The following is a 14,768-nucleotide window of genomic DNA, read 5'->3' as shown; positions in this document are numbered from 1 at the left end:
CCCAATCCGGAAACGCCCTGTAAAGTTGAATCCATGACAGCCGAAACCGCCGACACCATCGCCGCCATCGCCAGCGCCCCCGGCGCGGCCGGCGTCGGCGTGGTCCGGGTCTCCGGTCCCGCCGTCCCGGGCATCGCGCAAGCCCTGCTCGGCCGCCCGCCGCAACCGCGTCACGCCCACTTCGCCGCGTTCCGCGACGGTGCCGGCGAACTGATCGACCGCGGCCTGCTGCTGCATTTCCCCGCGCCCGCCTCGTACACCGGCGAGCACGTGCTGGAACTGCAAGGCCACGGCAGCGCGGTGCTGCTCGACCTGCTGCTGCGCCGCGTCTGCGAACTCGGCGCACGGCTGGCCCGCCCCGGCGAATTCACCGAGCGCGCCTTCTTGAACGGCAAGCTCGACCTGGCCCAGGCCGAAGCCGTGGCCGACCTGATCGCCGCCCGCTCGCAAGCCGGCGCCCGCGCCGCGCTGCAGTCGATGGAAGGCGTGTTCTCGCGCAAGGTCGGGGCACTGCTGCAATCGCTGATCGCCCTGCGCGTACACATCGAGGCGGCGATCGACTTCCCCGAAGAGGAAATCGACTTCCTCGCCGACCCGGCGATCACCGCGCGACTGGAAAACCTGCGCACCGAACACGCCGAACTCCTGCGCGAAGCGCAACGCGGCCTGCGTTTGAACGACGGCCTCAGGGTCGCCATCGTGGGCCGCCCCAACGCCGGCAAGTCCAGCCTGCTCAACGCGCTGGCCGGCAGCGACCGCGCCATCGTCACCCCCATCGCCGGCACCACCCGCGACGTGCTGCGCGAATCGTTGAGCTTCGACGGCATCGCGCTGGAACTGGCCGACACCGCCGGCTTGCGCGACACCGACGACGAAGTCGAACGCGAAGGCGTGCGCCGTGCCCACGGCGAACTGCAGCGCGCCGACGTGGCCTTGCTGGTGACCACCCACAGCGGCTATGCCGAGGACCTGGCTCTTTTCGAAGGCGTACCTGCCGGCGTCGAGCGCATCGTGCTGATCAACAAGATCGACCTGGACCATCTGCCCGCGCGACACGACCAGTGCGAAGGCATGCACTGGCTGTGGGCGTCAGCCAAGACCGGCGAAGGCCTCGATACCTTGCGCGAGCATCTCAAGTTGCTGGCCGGCGCAGGCAGCGGCGAAGGCGCCTTCAGCGCCAGGCGCCGCCACGTGCTCGCCCTGCAGCAAGTCGCCATCCACCTCGACCAGACCGCCCACGCGCTGAGCACCACCCGCGCCGGCGAACTCGCCGCCGAGGAACTGCGCCAGGCCCAGCACGCGCTGGGTGAAATCACCGGCGACTACAGCAGCGATGACCTGCTTGGCGCGATCTTTTCGAGCTTCTGCATCGGCAAGTAGTGTGTTGTCCGTACAGGTTTATGATGATCCGCGACTTTTATAAGAATGGCTCCATATAGCCATTCTTAGGATATACATGTCCACAGTCGTCCATTGAATAGCTGGGACAGCCAGTGTATTTTGGGTCCACTGGCGGGGCACCATTACGGGCGTCACTGCTTTAACAGGCTGGTGGACCCTTGTGCCAAAGTTTACAGACCTCTTTTTGAAAGGCTTGCAGCCTAGGGCGAGTCGGTACGTGGAGACCGAGGGAAACGGCTTCTACGTTGAAGTCATGCCTTCTGGCGCGAAATCTTTCCGGTACCGATACAGGCTCGATGGCCAACGTGAGAAGGTGACGATCGGTAGCTACCCTTCCATGACCTTGAAGATCGCTCGCATCCGGCATTCGGAAATGCTCGATCAGGTCAATATGGGTCAGTCACCCGCTCGGGCCAAACAAGAAAGTCGATTACAGACTGCAGCTGGCCTCGACCCACAAGACACATTTGGGCATCTGGCAGAAAAGTGGATCGAACAGGTACTTAAGCCAGCGAATAAGAATTCTCGGCAAGATGAGATCTACGTTCGGCGTGACATCGTTCCGAAAATTGGGAGCAAGCGGCCCGAAGCGATCACCACGCAGGATGTATGGAGCTGCGTAGAGGCTGTGAAAGCACGTGGCCATGGGCAGGCGGCACGTCGTGTGCGGAGTGTTCTCAAGCGAGTCTTCGACTATGCGATGAGCCATGGTCTTACACAAACCAACCCTGCCAGCGCGGTTAGGCCGACTCACATCGCCCTGACAAAAGCACGGTCTCGCGTGCTGAGCCTACAAGAAATCCCCAGCTGGCTACACGCCATTGAGACGAGCAGCATTGCGAGGTCGACAAAACTAGCTCTCCGATTCCTTCTGTTGGTTCCTGCTCGAAAGGGTGAGCTTATCTCTGCGAAGTGGAGCGACGTAGACTTCGCGGCCGGCACATGGGATATCCCAGAGCACGCAAGCAAGAACAGCGCTCCACTTCGCCACAAACTCCCTGATCAAGCTGTGGCAGTCCTACGCGAGCTGAAGGAGCTGTCCATGGATAGTCAGTGGCTGCTTCCGTCATCACGCGGTCTTGGGAAAAATCATATTTCGAGCTCGACAATGAACACGGCGATACGAGGAATTTCTGGGCTTCCTCAAGGAGTCGTCATACATGACCTAAGGCGAACTGTTCGTACGTATCTGTCAGAACTTGGTGTGACGCCACATGTAGCCGAACTGTGCCTCAATCATCGCCCTGCTGGTGTGAGAGGCGTGTATGACCGAGCAGAGCTCATAGAGCAACGCTACGCAGCACTGCAGAAATGGGAAAGCTACCTTCAGAATCTGATGCTAGGTGGAGACGCTGCCGCCCATGCTCCCAAGATTCCGGATCAGTTTGGTGAGGTACTTCTGCAGGTTAAGGCAGACCCTGCGCTGAGACGATATCTGCTAAGCGCGTTGCTTGAGCAGTCTCCTACGTAAGCATTGGACCACTCTGAGCTTCGCGACTGCGCTCGCCATATCGACGATGGCGAATAGACCTACGGAAAGTTCGAATGCTCGTGGTCTGACATATTGATAGCGTAGTTCGTCATGTCTCGTAACAAGGTTCCAGCTTCTTCTGCCGGCACTCCCCTTTCCTCAAGCTCTCTAGACTTCTCGAAGAGGCTGCTAATCAACTCTGGTATGAAGAGAAGCATGATCGGGTGTTGCTTTCCTTCGACAGACTCTGCGGCCAATATGCGCGAAAAAACGATATCGAAATAGCGCTCAGACGAAGTCTGTAGTGACTCGGGTAAGAGGAGTGCTCGACCAGCGGGGGTTCCTAGCAACCGAGATTGAAGTTCGAACTCTCGATCTTCTGCAGAAACTTCTGTCTCAATCCCGCTCTCGTTCCCGTGTAGCGTCTCAGTCCACTCACCAAGCTCAGTCAGCTCTGTAATGGTGGACTCAAGCGTCTTAAAAACTGTGCTCCCATCAATCTCATAGGGACGCAGAGCTGAAAGCAACAAGTGCTCAGCTGCTTGGCTTAATGACGTCCTGCGATGGCGGGCAACCATTTCCAGCCCAAAAAGAATTGTGGATCTCAAGTTCAAGGTTAGGCGTTGGAGCTTCTCCTCTGTACGTGGAGGCCTGCCGCCCTTGTTCTTGGTGTCGTTCATCTTTCTTCCCCGGCCTTGCTGGGCGTGAGTATTGCACGCTGATTGTAAATTGTGTATAAATGTGACGTGTACGTTGTGTATGAAGAAACACCTGTCACCACGCGCGGACTCCGTTTTCCAGCGAAATACTAGATATCGTGTTTCTATGCGGCACGTATCACAATATGTGGTTAAATGCAGTTTAATCGACCAAAAAAAAGCCCCGCAGATGCGGAGCTTCTTAAAAGGAGGTGACGCTTTACAACTATACCGGCAGCAGTGTGGCCTTCAACCGCACAAATGCCAGCAGGCCCGGTAGCAATGAGCTGATTAGGCTGCTCATTGCTATAGCGAAGGGCTCGTTGAAAGGATGACCACCGAAGGTAGTTGCACAGTATAGCAACACGACGGCTCCTGTAAACGCTTTTCTTCGCACGGTGTGACGCCTCTAACACTATGAGGTGTCATATGAGCATCGGTCCCAAGACTGTGTTCGTGACTGCCTACGTGCGCTTCCGGCGTGGCCGGCTTGAGTACGTTTGTCAGCACTTTCGTTCAATGCCGTGCTAACGATCGTTAGCTGGTAGGCGGAACATGGGAGGGTCGCTCGGAGAATTCCGAGCGACCCGCGAGGATCTAGCTCTATGGCACTTTCTTCTAGAAGTGAATCATTCCCATTAGGAGAGGTTTCATGAGTACCACGAAGAAAACTGTTGAACACGGCCGCAGCGCGGTGAGCGGCCGATATGTGACTGAGGCGTACGCCAAGGCGCATCCCAATACGACGACTGTCGAACGGCGACCTGCGCCGAAGCCTGTTAAGAAGCCAGCGGGTAAACGCTAGTCGTAAGCGCAAGTAGCCGAAACGGCCGGGCATAAGCCCGGCCGTTTCATTATGTATACCTTCTGATACCGCCCCTCAGGCCTACCAAAAGTCCTATCAAAATGATACAATCTCAACCTATAGGAGATTTGATATGGGTGAGATCGTAGGCTATGCACGTGTCAGCACTGCCGGCCAGTCGTTGGATGTGCAGCAAGACAAACTGAAGCAGTTCGGCTGTACGCGAGTCTTCGCCGAAAAACGATCCGGCAGACAGGCAGAAGGTCGAGCCGAGCTACAGGCATGCCTTCAATTCCTGCGGGATGGTGATGTTCTGGTCATCACTCGGCTTGATCGCATGGCACGGTCTGTCCTCGATCTGGCCAAGATTGCCGATCAGCTGAAGAGCAAAAGCGTCGCGCTCAAGGTGCTGGATCAGGCCTTGGATACGTCCACATCCGAGGGCAAGCTAATGTTCTCTTTGCTTGGCGCTTTCGCAGAATTCGAATGCGATATCCGTGCAGAACGCCAAAACGACGGTATCGTAAAAGCCAAGGAGAAAGGTGTCGTGTTTGGTCGCAAGCGTGCACTGACGCTTGAGCAGTGCCAGCGTATCCGCACCCTACGCGATGAGGAAAAGTTTTCCATGCCGCAGATAGCTGAAAGGTTCAATGTTGGGGTAGCGACCGCGTATAGGGCTCTGAAGTCCACGTAAGGAGATACTGGTGAAAACACCACCACAGAATTTGCTTCATGCCTAACTTTTCGGATCGTCTTGGCCTGTCACTCGCTGATGTGGAAATTACGGTGCGTAACGACGCGCCAGAGGAGCTGCGCGGCGTCCTTGTCGATCTAGCCTATCGCTCCGGATATGCACCTGAGACCTTGCGCAGTCTCGTTTGTCGAGTGTTGTTCAAGAGGCCAGATAGCTCGAATTGGTCTCCCTTCCCCAATATAGATCGCGAAGTTCGCGGCCTACTCGACGAATGCATATGGTGGGATGTCTACAACATCATCGAAGCGATCGCCAACGACCTGTCGAGTAATAACGCTTTTGCGAATTCCGTATTTGGCCGGCGAGGTGACGACGCTTTTGCAGATGAACTCAACCGATACTTCAGGCGCGTAGGCATTGGCTGGCAGCTGATCAACGGCATCTTGGAGATGCGCGGTACCGAAATATTCGAAACATCGGTGCGAGACACCGCAGCTTTGCTAGAGAGTGCGGGAAAGATGACTGCGGCTACTGAATTGCATGAAGCAATTACGGACCTGTCGCGCCGCCCAACGCCTGAAATTACCGGCGCGATCCAGCACGCTCTTGCAGCACTGGAATGCCTCGCGCGCGATGTAGGTCATTCCAAGGATACGTTAGGCTCACTGCTTCAGCGACATCCAGAAATGTTTCCAACTCCGTTGGGTAGCGTCGTTGACAAGGCATGGGGCTGGGCTTCGAACAATGGACGACACCTTCAAGAAGGGCAACCTCCAAGCTTTGAGGAGGCGGAGCTGATGGTCGGTCTTAGCGGTGCACTCTGTCGTTACCTGAAGCACAAGTTGGCATGATGCTCGCGTGCAGCGATCCAAGACGGGATACACCTTCATTTGATGGCGTCATCATCATGTGAAGTCGAAGAAATCAGCAAGCAACAAGCCATTTTTTTCTCTTTTGCGTCCGTCGATGCACATCACCTCCACCGTGGGTATCGCCAATAGCTCATCTGTAAGGTCACGGCCGGGCAAAAAATTGCTGATGGTCTCCCCATGCCTGTTCGGCGACAGAAACACTACTCTGATTCTCTCCGGTTCGAAGGCTTTCACAAACGACGTCACGGACTGAACTACGTCTGGCATCTTCTTAAAGGCATCAGGTTGAAATGGGCCTGCGTAGCACCATCGGCCACTTCCCATTTTCGTGCGAGCCTTAGCCTGAAATTCCGCAGGGCTTTCGTCGTATTCGTGTGGTGATGTCAGCCGCAGATAGAGTCGACGTTCGTTGCTAAGGTTGTAGGTCTCAGTCAGCCGACGTTGTTCAGATGACGGTGGCGGAATGCCGTTGCTACCCAGCCTTCGGTCGAGAAACATCGAGCGAAGTGTTGTGCTCTTTCCAGAGTCTTGAGGAGCGACAACAAAGAGCGCACGTTCAACGAAAAGCGTCATGCCTGCTCCAAATATTACAATGGCTCGAAAGTGTATCTGTTGGCCGAGTGCAACGCTTCCTCTGACGCAGATGCAGTCATAACGACGAAGCTATCAGTCCGTTGTCCGTCTGGTCGAAGAAAGCAGGTCTAGCCTTCAAAAAGCTCCTCGGAGACCTGCCGAAATCATCTTGGATGGCTGAGTGACGCTCGCTTAGAGATTGGCTATAGACGCTGTCCTATGAACTTTAAAAAAGTGGTCGAAGGAATGGCTAAACTTGCAACGAGGGTCCGCAGATTCAAGGTATCATCCCGCTGAGGCGCAGTGATCGCACGTACTCTGGCAAAGCCATGAACTCCGCATGGTCGATCAGAAGACGCGTAAGGATCAAATCCTCCGCTACGTGAACATCAAATGCGCGCTTGAGCTGTGCTTGGGTCAGCGGGCGATCCACCTGTTCACCAGCAGCTTCCGCAAGTTGTATGGCGGTCTCTGTTACATGTGCTGACAGAGTCATCGCTTGGACACGGAACGTCAGATCATCATCGGTGAGTTCTGTCATTTCGGGACCTCAGATCAGGTGATGGAAAACGATATCGTAAGCATGCGAAGGGGCAGCATCTCTGGCGTCAGTACCCATGCCGTTCGGATCTAACTCTTTCCTTCCTAACGTCGCGATCGTCTGCAATGCTCTTCGTGCGGTGCTTCTCCCAAGCTTCCTGACTGTAGAAGATGGAATTCTTCTTGATCCACTTAATCGTCGCCGTGATGAGACATTCGGCGATGATCCACCATGCAACAAGGTAGACGCCAAGAGCTATCCATCCGAAGTTGCCTTGGACGTACCAACATGACCCAGCGAAGAAGATGAAGAGCAGGCCGGCTCCGCCCAAGGTGTACAAGGCGTAGGCTGTTAGCAGTTCTCCAAGTAGCTTGCTCATTGGTCGCGTCCGAAGTCGAATAACATGGTGTGACTGAAGGTTCTCTGTGGAAGGCTCAAGTTGGTCATAGGCCCGTTGGCATGAGATCGCAGGGGTAATCACGGCTGCCATCTACGACCACGCCACCCTTGATGATCTCGACGTGATGAATTGGCGAAGGATTGGAAGTCACCTTAGATGCGATGTCCGCCGCATCTGCAGGCGAAACAGATGGGCCAGCGGCTTGGATCATCCATTCACAAATTCTGGCCACTGTGCTGTTAGGCAGCTCTTCAGCATTGCTCCTCGGAACATTCAGGGAGTACTGCCCGCTTTTTTTTGCGGTGATGTAGTGCCATCTCGAACTAGCCAGATCGAGCGTATTGAAGCCACGGTTCGGAGAGATGCTAACAATCTGATATGCAGGATCGGCCAGCTTGTTGTAGCGATGTGCAAACTCTTTCCCGTCCATTGGATACGAGCTGTCGCCGGCGCTTGCCGTGCTAGCACTGCCTTGAGACTGCGCATCTGTGGTTGCAGCTGCTGATGCATGACTCCCCGCAAACTCTCCACTAGAAGCGTTTTCGTTACCGCACCCGGTGAGCACGATCAGCACGAGGCTGAGCGCTGCGATACCGCAGCCAAGCTTCTTAGGAATGATCGTCACGCTGCTTCCCCCTGTGGAATGTTTGAACTGGCTACCGACTGAGCTTCACGTAAGCCATACCCGCAATAGTCTATTATAACCTAGCCTATTTTGGACTATTCCAAAACGGTCTCTAGCGTTCCTTGTCAGTTCAGCGACTCGGCAACGCCATGGCTGCATCAACGCATCATGAGGACTACCAGCTGCTGCTCAAGCTGCTGAAGGAAACCCGTCAAGAAAAATCTGTGCCACAGACTGAGTTAGCTCAACGGCTAGGCTCGACCCAAACCTTCATCTCCAAGGTTGAGCGAGGGGAGCGCAGGCTGGATGTTGTTGAACTGGTCGAGATCTTTGAAGCTCTCGATGTATCACCCGAGGTATGGATGAAGAAATTTCTTCAGCATCGGATGACAGCGCACAAGAAGCGTGCTGTGAAGCGAAAGATTTCGGTCTAGTAGCATGCGCAAGGTATGCTTCCGCTGACCTCAAGTTGTAGAAATGATCGTTGCCAGAACGGCTCAGAACCCTTGTGGTGTAAGGGTTTCCGAGCTTCCAAAATTCAAGCTCTACAGTGTACGCATTGGAGTGGCTACGACCGAAGCGTCGATGTGTAAAAGCCCTTTTCCGTCCAGATAGAAGAGGCGTTCCTGATACTCCCAGCCGGGCATCCATGCCTCTTTAAGGATGTATCCGTATACGCCTGTCGTCTCGAACAGCTGTACATCAGTACCGTTCACGCTGACGAGCTTCCTTGTGCTCTTATAGTTCAATGATCGGGCCGATGCTTCCCACGCCTGAGTAACCTCATGCAGTGCGATGGCTGGATCCTTGTCGAAGCTAGGATGATCATGCAGCAGGAAGTGAAAGTGGCACGTTCCCTTGTCCTTGATCGCATGTCCATCGTGGGTGCGCTTTAGGATACTTGCATGCTCCAAGGTCGCCCTACCTGTAAGGCAAGTGAGGCCTTGCTTTGACCAATTTCGTCCCAGCAACTTTCGATTGAAGCGCTTCACGTGTTCTGACGCGAAAGCTATTCCCGCACGATCTGTAAGCGCGTACTGAAAGGTCAATGTAGCGAAGAATCTGTACGGCCAGCCTTGGTCAATGAAGTCGATGTATTTCAGTATCTTAGGATGTTGGTTCTCAAATATTTTGTAATTCTTGTACATGTTTGTTGATTCCTATTTTTGGGTATAGCTATCCAATCTGATCGAGGGATTTCGAGCAGTTCAGGGGAAATTGTTTGATGGATGATGGAACGATCACGTTGAGCAATCGCACCACTCATGTGCACTATTTAGAGCTTCCGCAATCCTGTGTCAGGATCGCGGGTGCATGTCGGCCAGACGATCGCTGCGGCCGAAATTTGCTCTCGTCGCTATTCGTGGTCGAAACCGCACACGGATAAGCAATCAACATTTGCCATAAAGTCTGCGAGCACCGATGCTTGTTCGTCATCATCAGAGCCGTGGTCCTTCACCAAGATAAATTTGGTCAAAGGGCATACAACCTGATCTATCAACTTTGTTAGGTCTAAAGACTCACCAAGTGCGGTGACGTAAGCCTCAAGAACCGTCTCATACGCTGTTGACGTGTCAGATCTGAAACATGGGTGGTCTTCGAAAAGCAAAAGTACTTGCGGTGCTGCCGACGTGGCATCCAAGCCAAATATCGCGATGCCATCCACGTCACGTGAACTTTCTGGAATACAAAGTTCTCGAAGATGCCCTCGCATGCGTGTAGCAAGCTCAGCAGCGGTTCTTCCAATGGTTACCGGGCTCACATGTTCATTGAAATTAAGACCGATCGCGACGCGATAGGGACTTTCGCTTGACAAGCAGTTCGGAATGACTGATTCACGTAGGAATGCTTGCTGGTTTGTGTCTGTTACGTTCATTAAGAATTTCCTTAAATTTAATTGATAGCTTCTCCCCGGCTGGACCGATTCCAGCGGTAGATATACTTATCGGATGTAAACGCTGTCAGGAATCTGAGCAGCGGCGTTGCTTAGTACGTTGCCAGCGTCAATGAGCGGTTCTGATCCTCGCAGCCATCCACGTCGTGACCTCTGACTCAAGCCACGCCACCGTTCTGCCGCATAGTGGGAAGGATTGCGGGAACTGCCCTTGCTTCATGAGTGCGTAGATATGAGATCTGGAAATTCCCACCCGGTGCATGACGTGCGGAAAGCGTAGGAATCGTTGTTCAGTGCAGATTTCGTAGTTCATAGATCACCTTTTTGGTTGAGTTTTGGCGAATGCCGGCTAGGACTGCTGTCCAGCTACAAGTGTCTCCCGGATCGCCAATTACTCAACTGTTTTAAAATAATAGTTCAGTAAATATAAGATTTCAGCGGGACTTGCTTACGCTCTGTTTGGGTACAGCTAGCCTTCCCTCTGCCGCATTGCGCGCGAGAGTTTTTAATAAGCAAAGAAGGCTGCTGAAGGCATGCTCTGTGGTCGAGCCGCGATCAAAGGATTGAGCAAATTAGAAAATAAACGGGGGCTAAACGGGCTGCGGTGGTGCACAGTGCTCCCGCTGCCTATCACTGACTTCTAAGTTGCAGGCTACTCAGGTTGGGTCCACGGGCGGGACCACCGTAGTAATTGACTTAAGAGAAAAGGCTTTAGATAGCCATATTTCACCTAAGATAACCTTCTGCATCGGCAAGTAAGCCGCCACGCCGCTCTTCAGAAACGCCCTGCCTCGGCTATGCTTCGCCGGACATGGATGACGACCGAAGGGAACCGGCAGACACATGACCACCGCGTTGACTCGAGACCAGGTGCTGGCCCTGGCACCGGACAGCGCCTCGGCAAAAGCGGCCGGCGGTTTGCTCGGCGACGGTCAGTGGCCGAGCCTGGGGGTCGACGGCGAGGCGTTGTGGGGCGAGTGCAAGGGCAGCGGCGCCAGGCCGTACCAGACCCAGGTCGATCTCTCCGCGCTGGTCACGCGCTGCTCCTGTCCCAGCCGCAAGTTTCCCTGCAAGCACGCGCTGGCCTTGCTGCTGATGCATGCGCAGGGCCAGCCGCGACTGGCCACGCCGAGCGCGCCGCCGACCTGGGTCAGCGAATGGCTGGCCTCGCGTCGCGACAAGGCGGCGAAGAAGGAACAGGCGGCCGAGCAGCCGCCCGCCGATCCGCAGAAGGCCGCCGCGACGGCGGCAAAACGCGAGGCCGCGCGCTGGAAGCGCATCGAGGACGGCAGCGTCGAATTGCAGCGCTGGATGGCCGACCAGTTCCGCCACGGCCTGGCTCGCTTCGGCGAGGCGCAGCGCAAGGACGGCGCGGCGATGGCGGCGCGGATGGTCGACGCCCAGGCCCCCGGCCTGGCCCAGCGGCTGGGTGAGGCGCTGGACGCCCTCGCCGGCGGCCGCCACGAGGAAGCGATCGAGCGCTTCGGCCTGCTGCAGTTGCTGGTCGACGGCGTCGCCCGCCGCGACACGCTGGCCCCGCCCCGACTGGCCGACCTGCGCAGCGCGCTGGGCTGGCCGCACGACAGGGACGAGGTGCTGGCCAGCGGCGAGGTGATCACCGATCACTGGCTGGTGCTGGGTCAGCGGGTGCAAAGCGACGACGAGCAGCTCAGCGAGCGGCACATCTGGTTGCGTGGCCGCGACAGCGGCCGCCATGCCTTGCTGCTGGATTACGCGTATCAGGGCCGTGGCTGGGAAGGCGCGTGGAGCAATGGTTGCAGCTATCCGGCCAGCTTGCGCTTCTATCCCGGCAGCGTGCCGTTGCGGGCGATCGCGGGGGAGCAGGGCAGCGGCGTGGCGCAAGCCTGGCCGGTGGTCGACGCGGACGAGGCGATCGATCAGGCCTCGCATGCGCTGGCCGGCAATCCGTGGCTTCCTGCCGTGCCGATGCTGTTGGCCGACGCTACGCCGCTGCGGCAGGACGAACAGTGGCTGCTGCATACCCGAGCCGGCACGTTTCCGCTGCGCACCGACCTGGCCAACGGCTGGTCGCTGCTCGCGTTCAGCGGCGGACATCCGCTGCAGTTGATGGGCGAGTGGGATGGCCGGCGTCTGCATGTGCTCGCTGCGCGCGCGTCGACGGGTGCGACGTGGGCGCTGGAGACGCGCGGATGAATGGCTGGTTGAAGGCCGCCCTGCTCGGCATCGAAGCCAGTGCGCCGATGCCTGCCGACGGGGAGATCGGCGCGTTGATGGCGACGCTCGCCGCCCAGGGCGATGATCCGGCGCAAGGTTACTGCCGCGTCGCCGGCGTACTGGCGGCTTGCCGTCTCGCGGCGCTGAGCCTGCCGCCGCCGGTGATCTTGCCGACCGCGGCCACTGCCGATGCGCAGGCGCTGACGGACGATCATCCCGCCTGCGCCGCGCTGGTCTCGGCCTTCGCCGATGGCCCGTTGCGCCTGCAGTACGAGGCCTGCCTCCGGCTGGCGGAGATCGATGCGCACTTGCCCGCGGCGCTGCTGCCGTCAGCGTTACAGGCTGGCCAGCGGCAGCAAGTTCTGCGTGCGGCGCTGTTGCCGCGGCTCGGCGCGCGCGGACAGTGGCTGGCCGCGTGCAATCCGGACTGGCGTTACGCCGCTTCCTCTGGCGAAAGCGCGCCAGCGGCGAACGACGAGGAACAGCAGTGGCAGCAAGGCAGCATCGAGCAGCGATCGCAGTATTTCCGCGCCCTGCGCAGCCGTGATCCGGTGGCGGCGAACGCCCTGCTGCAGGCGCAACTGGGCGAACTGGCGGCGAAGGAGCGCGCGGCGCTGGTCGAGCTGCTGGCGATCGGCCTGCAGGCGGACGATGCCGCCCTGCTCGAAAGCCTGCTGAAGGATCGCAGCCGCGAGGTGCGCTACCTCGCCGCCCGCCTGCTGGCCCTGCTGCCTGATGCCGCCCACGCGCGACGCCTGCGCGCATGGACGGCTGAACTGGTGACATCCAGACGCGGCATGCTCGGCCGCAGCTGGCAGTGCGAAGCGCCCGCGGCGGCCGACCCGGAATGGGCCGGCGCCGCGATCGAGCCCAGCCGGCCGCAGCACGAGACGCTGGGCGAACGTGCCTGGTGGCTGTACCAGCTGGTGCGGCAGGTGCCGCTGGCGTGGTGGTGCGAACACACCGGGATGCGCGCGGCGGAACTGCTGGCCTGGGCCGCCAGGTCGGACTGGGCCGAGGCGCTGCAGCGCGGCTGGCGCGAACGCGTCAGCGCGGCGGACCCCGAATGGATCGAGGCGATGCTGGCCTCTAACGCGCCGATCTTCCGCCACGGCATGTCCGACCTGCTGGCGCTGCTGCCGATGGCGCAACGCGAGCGGCACTGGCCGCGGAACCTCGCCGAACTGCAACAGGCCGGCCTGCTCGGCCCGATCATCGGCGCGTGCGCCCCGGACGAAACGCTGTCCGCCGGTTATTCCGCCGCGCTGCTGCCCAGCCTGCACGCCTTGCTGGAAGGCGATGCATTGCGCCAGGACTACGGCTTGCGCGCCGTGCTGCTCGAGCTGGCCACCCTGCTGCATCCCGACAGCCTGCCGGCGCTGCGCCTGCCGCCGCGCCGCGGCGACGAGACCCCGGCGCTGGCCGAATGCCTGACCGATTTCCAGCGCATCGTCGCGGTGCGCCGCGCGCTGCACGATTCCCTTGCCCGATCCACGCGTTCCACGGAGCTTCGATGAGCACAGCCGTCCTGCGTCAACATGCCGAGGTCCAATTCGCCGAAGAGCTCGACCAGCTGAGGAAGGTCGACACGCGGCAGCGTCCCGGCAACTGGCTGATGTCGCCGTGGGCGGTGGTCACCTACCTGGTCGGCGGCCGGCTCGACAACGGCTTCGAGGTGAGCGCGAAGTACATCGGCAGTCGGCGCCTGATGGAGATCGCCGTGGCCACCCTGGCCACCGATCGCGCGCTGCTGCTGTTCGGCGTGCCCGGCACGGCCAAGTCGTGGGTGTCCGAGCACCTCGCCGCCGCGATCAGCGGCGATTCCACCTTGCTGGTGCAAGGCACCGCCGGCACCAGCGAGGAGCAGATCCGCTACGGCTGGAACTACGCGCAACTGCTGGCGAACGGCCCCAGCGAAGCGGCACTGGTGCCCAGCCCGCTGATGCAGGCGATGAAGCTGGGCAAGATCGCGCGCATCGAGGAGCTCACCCGCATCCCGGCCGACGTGCAGGACGCGCTGATCACCGTGCTGTCCGAGAAGACCTTGCCGATTCCCGAGCTGGCCTCGGAAGTGCAGGCCACCCGCGGCTTCAGCGTGATCGCCACCGCGAACAACCGCGACAAGGGCGTCAACGAACTGTCCAGCGCGCTGAAGCGCCGCTTCAACACGGTGATCCTGCCGGTGCCGGCCAGCGAGGAAGAAGAGGTGTCGATCGTGGTCAAGCGCGTGGCCGAACTCGGCCAGGCGCTGCAGCTGCCGGCCGAGCCACCGGCGCTGAAGGAAGTGACGCGGATCGTGCGGATCTTCCGCGAGCTGCGCAACGGCCAGACCGAGGACGGCAAGGCCAAACTGAAATCGCCCAGCGCCACGCTGTCCACCGCCGAGGCGATCTCGGTGATCAACAACGGCATGGCGCTGGCCGGCCACTTCGGCGACGGCGTATTGCGCCCGGCCGACATGGCCGCCGGCATGATCGGCGCGGTGGTGAAAGACCCGGTGCAGGACCAGGTGGTGTGGACCGAATACCTGGAAACCGTGGTGAAGGAACGCAGCGAATGGAAGGACCTGTACCGTGCCTTCCGCGAACAGGCGTGAGC

Annotated in this window: 16 protein-coding genes; 8 read left to right on the top strand and 8 right to left on the bottom strand. The window is 58.6% G+C overall.

The genetic code is table 11. The annotated features are described in order from the left end of the window. Positions 1-33 precede the first annotated feature (33 nt). Both mnmE and AC3A56_RS14615 read left to right on the top strand, forming a co-directional pair. The gene (gene mnmE, locus AC3A56_RS14620; protein ID WP_487770813.1) at positions 34-1,380 is read left to right on the top strand and encodes a tRNA uridine-5-carboxymethylaminomethyl(34) synthesis GTPase MnmE; all 1,347 of its coding nucleotides are present in this window, start codon (positions 34-36) and stop codon (positions 1,378-1,380) included. A 181-nt stretch (positions 1,381-1,561) separates the two neighbouring features. Continuing rightward, a complete protein-coding gene (locus AC3A56_RS14615) occupies positions 1,562-2,872 on the top strand; it encodes a tyrosine-type recombinase/integrase (protein WP_487770812.1) in 1,311 nt (436 codons plus the stop codon). A gap of 59 nt (positions 2,873-2,931) precedes the next feature. Here the strand turns inward: AC3A56_RS14615 and AC3A56_RS14610 are convergent, their stop codons facing one another. Further along, on the bottom strand, positions 2,932-3,552 hold the full coding sequence (locus AC3A56_RS14610; protein ID WP_487770811.1) for a hypothetical protein: 621 nt from the start codon (positions 3,550-3,552) through the stop codon (positions 2,932-2,934). 956 nt (positions 3,553-4,508) lie between these two features. Here AC3A56_RS14610 and AC3A56_RS14605 point away from each other — a divergent pair. Both AC3A56_RS14605 and AC3A56_RS14600 read left to right on the top strand, forming a co-directional pair. Beyond that, positions 4,509-5,069, top strand: a complete 561-nt coding sequence (locus AC3A56_RS14605) for a recombinase family protein (RefSeq protein ID WP_487770810.1) — start codon at positions 4,509-4,511, stop codon at positions 5,067-5,069. Between the two features lie 38 nt (positions 5,070-5,107). Further along, the gene (locus AC3A56_RS14600) at positions 5,108-5,920 is read left to right on the top strand and encodes an AbiJ-NTD4 domain-containing protein (protein ID WP_487770809.1); all 813 of its coding nucleotides are present in this window, start codon (positions 5,108-5,110) and stop codon (positions 5,918-5,920) included. A 54-nt stretch (positions 5,921-5,974) separates the two neighbouring features. On the opposite strand, the gene AC3A56_RS14595 is transcribed toward AC3A56_RS14600, so the two are convergent. The 4 genes from AC3A56_RS14595 to AC3A56_RS14580 form a co-directional block, all read right to left on the bottom strand. Continuing rightward, positions 5,975-6,514: a hypothetical protein gene (locus AC3A56_RS14595; protein WP_487770808.1), complete on the bottom strand. Its 540-nt coding sequence runs from the start codon at positions 6,512-6,514 to the stop codon at positions 5,975-5,977. 277 nt (positions 6,515-6,791) lie between these two features. After that, complete coding sequence (locus tag AC3A56_RS14590; RefSeq protein WP_487770807.1) at positions 6,792-7,055, bottom strand: hypothetical protein; 264 nt, start codon at positions 7,053-7,055, stop codon at positions 6,792-6,794. Positions 7,056-7,122: 67 nt separating this feature from the next. Further along, on the bottom strand, positions 7,123-7,434 hold the full coding sequence (locus AC3A56_RS14585; RefSeq protein ID WP_487770806.1) for a hypothetical protein: 312 nt from the start codon (positions 7,432-7,434) through the stop codon (positions 7,123-7,125). Positions 7,435-7,498: 64 nt separating this feature from the next. Next, positions 7,499-8,080 (bottom strand): hypothetical protein, encoded by a 582-nt coding sequence (locus AC3A56_RS14580; protein ID WP_487770805.1) that lies wholly within the window; start codon positions 8,078-8,080, stop codon positions 7,499-7,501. Positions 8,081-8,229: 149 nt separating this feature from the next. Here AC3A56_RS14580 and AC3A56_RS14575 point away from each other — a divergent pair, with 149 nt between their 5' ends. Continuing rightward, positions 8,230-8,514: a helix-turn-helix domain-containing protein gene (locus AC3A56_RS14575; RefSeq protein ID WP_487770804.1), complete on the top strand. Its 285-nt coding sequence runs from the start codon at positions 8,230-8,232 to the stop codon at positions 8,512-8,514. Between the two features lie 111 nt (positions 8,515-8,625). Here the strand turns inward: AC3A56_RS14575 and AC3A56_RS14570 are convergent, their stop codons facing one another. The 3 genes from AC3A56_RS14570 to AC3A56_RS14560 form a co-directional block, all read right to left on the bottom strand. After that, positions 8,626-9,228, bottom strand: a complete 603-nt coding sequence (locus tag AC3A56_RS14570) for a hypothetical protein (protein WP_487770803.1) — start codon at positions 9,226-9,228, stop codon at positions 8,626-8,628. A 209-nt stretch (positions 9,229-9,437) separates the two neighbouring features. Continuing rightward, the gene (locus AC3A56_RS14565; RefSeq protein WP_487770802.1) at positions 9,438-9,956 is read right to left on the bottom strand and encodes a hypothetical protein; all 519 of its coding nucleotides are present in this window, start codon (positions 9,954-9,956) and stop codon (positions 9,438-9,440) included. A gap of 127 nt (positions 9,957-10,083) precedes the next feature. Beyond that, a complete protein-coding gene (locus AC3A56_RS14560) occupies positions 10,084-10,287 on the bottom strand; it encodes a helix-turn-helix transcriptional regulator (RefSeq protein WP_487770801.1) in 204 nt (67 codons plus the stop codon). Positions 10,288-10,817: 530 nt separating this feature from the next. Between AC3A56_RS14560 and AC3A56_RS14555 the strand changes: the two genes are divergently transcribed. Genes AC3A56_RS14555 through AC3A56_RS14545 form a run of 3 tightly spaced genes read left to right on the top strand, consistent with a single transcriptional unit; the run spans position 10,818 to position 14,766 of the window. Continuing rightward, positions 10,818-12,149, top strand: coding sequence for an SWIM zinc finger family protein (locus AC3A56_RS14555; RefSeq protein ID WP_487770800.1), 1,332 nt, complete (start codon positions 10,818-10,820; stop codon positions 12,147-12,149). Continuing rightward, positions 12,146-13,687 (top strand): DUF5691 domain-containing protein, encoded by a 1,542-nt coding sequence (locus AC3A56_RS14550; RefSeq protein ID WP_487770799.1) that lies wholly within the window; start codon positions 12,146-12,148, stop codon positions 13,685-13,687. The genes AC3A56_RS14555 and AC3A56_RS14550 overlap by 4 nt, the downstream gene beginning before the upstream one ends. Then, entirely contained in the window at positions 13,684-14,766 is a 1,083-nt protein-coding gene (locus tag AC3A56_RS14545) for an ATP-binding protein (RefSeq protein ID WP_007809840.1), read from the top strand. The genes AC3A56_RS14550 and AC3A56_RS14545 overlap by 4 nt, the downstream gene beginning before the upstream one ends. Positions 14,767-14,768: the final 2 nt, after the last annotated feature.

This window comes from Rhodanobacter sp. Soil_C_14 (assembly GCF_057657335.1).
The sequence above is the reverse complement of the archived record's forward strand: the minus strand, read 5'-3'. Positions and strand labels throughout refer to the sequence as shown.

What these genes read in the sequence shown, in the direction of transcription:
- AC3A56_RS14585 (WP_487770806.1), bottom strand. Translation starts at nt 7,434, where the DNA reads ATGAGCAAGCTACTTGGAGAACTGCTAACAGCCTACGCCTTGTACACC.
- AC3A56_RS14600 (WP_487770809.1), top strand. Translation starts at nt 5,108, where the DNA reads ATGCCTAACTTTTCGGATCGTCTTGGCCTGTCACTCGCTGATGTGGAA.
- AC3A56_RS14605 (WP_487770810.1), top strand. Translation starts at nt 4,509, where the DNA reads ATGGGTGAGATCGTAGGCTATGCACGTGTCAGCACTGCCGGCCAGTCG.
- AC3A56_RS14595 (WP_487770808.1), bottom strand. Translation starts at nt 6,514, where the DNA reads ATGACGCTTTTCGTTGAACGTGCGCTCTTTGTTGTCGCTCCTCAAGAC.
- mnmE (WP_487770813.1), top strand. Translation starts at nt 34, where the DNA reads ATGACAGCCGAAACCGCCGACACCATCGCCGCCATCGCCAGCGCCCCC.
- AC3A56_RS14575 (WP_487770804.1), top strand. Translation starts at nt 8,230, where the DNA reads ATGGCTGCATCAACGCATCATGAGGACTACCAGCTGCTGCTCAAGCTG.
- AC3A56_RS14545 (WP_007809840.1), top strand. Translation starts at nt 13,684, where the DNA reads ATGAGCACAGCCGTCCTGCGTCAACATGCCGAGGTCCAATTCGCCGAA.
- AC3A56_RS14550 (WP_487770799.1), top strand. Translation starts at nt 12,146, where the DNA reads ATGAATGGCTGGTTGAAGGCCGCCCTGCTCGGCATCGAAGCCAGTGCG.
- AC3A56_RS14560 (WP_487770801.1), bottom strand. Translation starts at nt 10,287, where the DNA reads ATGAACTACGAAATCTGCACTGAACAACGATTCCTACGCTTTCCGCAC.
- AC3A56_RS14590 (WP_487770807.1), bottom strand. Translation starts at nt 7,055, where the DNA reads ATGACAGAACTCACCGATGATGATCTGACGTTCCGTGTCCAAGCGATG.
- AC3A56_RS14565 (WP_487770802.1), bottom strand. Translation starts at nt 9,956, where the DNA reads ATGAACGTAACAGACACAAACCAGCAAGCATTCCTACGTGAATCAGTC.
- AC3A56_RS14610 (WP_487770811.1), bottom strand. Translation starts at nt 3,552, where the DNA reads ATGAACGACACCAAGAACAAGGGCGGCAGGCCTCCACGTACAGAGGAG.
- AC3A56_RS14555 (WP_487770800.1), top strand. Translation starts at nt 10,818, where the DNA reads ATGACCACCGCGTTGACTCGAGACCAGGTGCTGGCCCTGGCACCGGAC.
- AC3A56_RS14570 (WP_487770803.1), bottom strand. Translation starts at nt 9,228, where the DNA reads ATGTACAAGAATTACAAAATATTTGAGAACCAACATCCTAAGATACTG.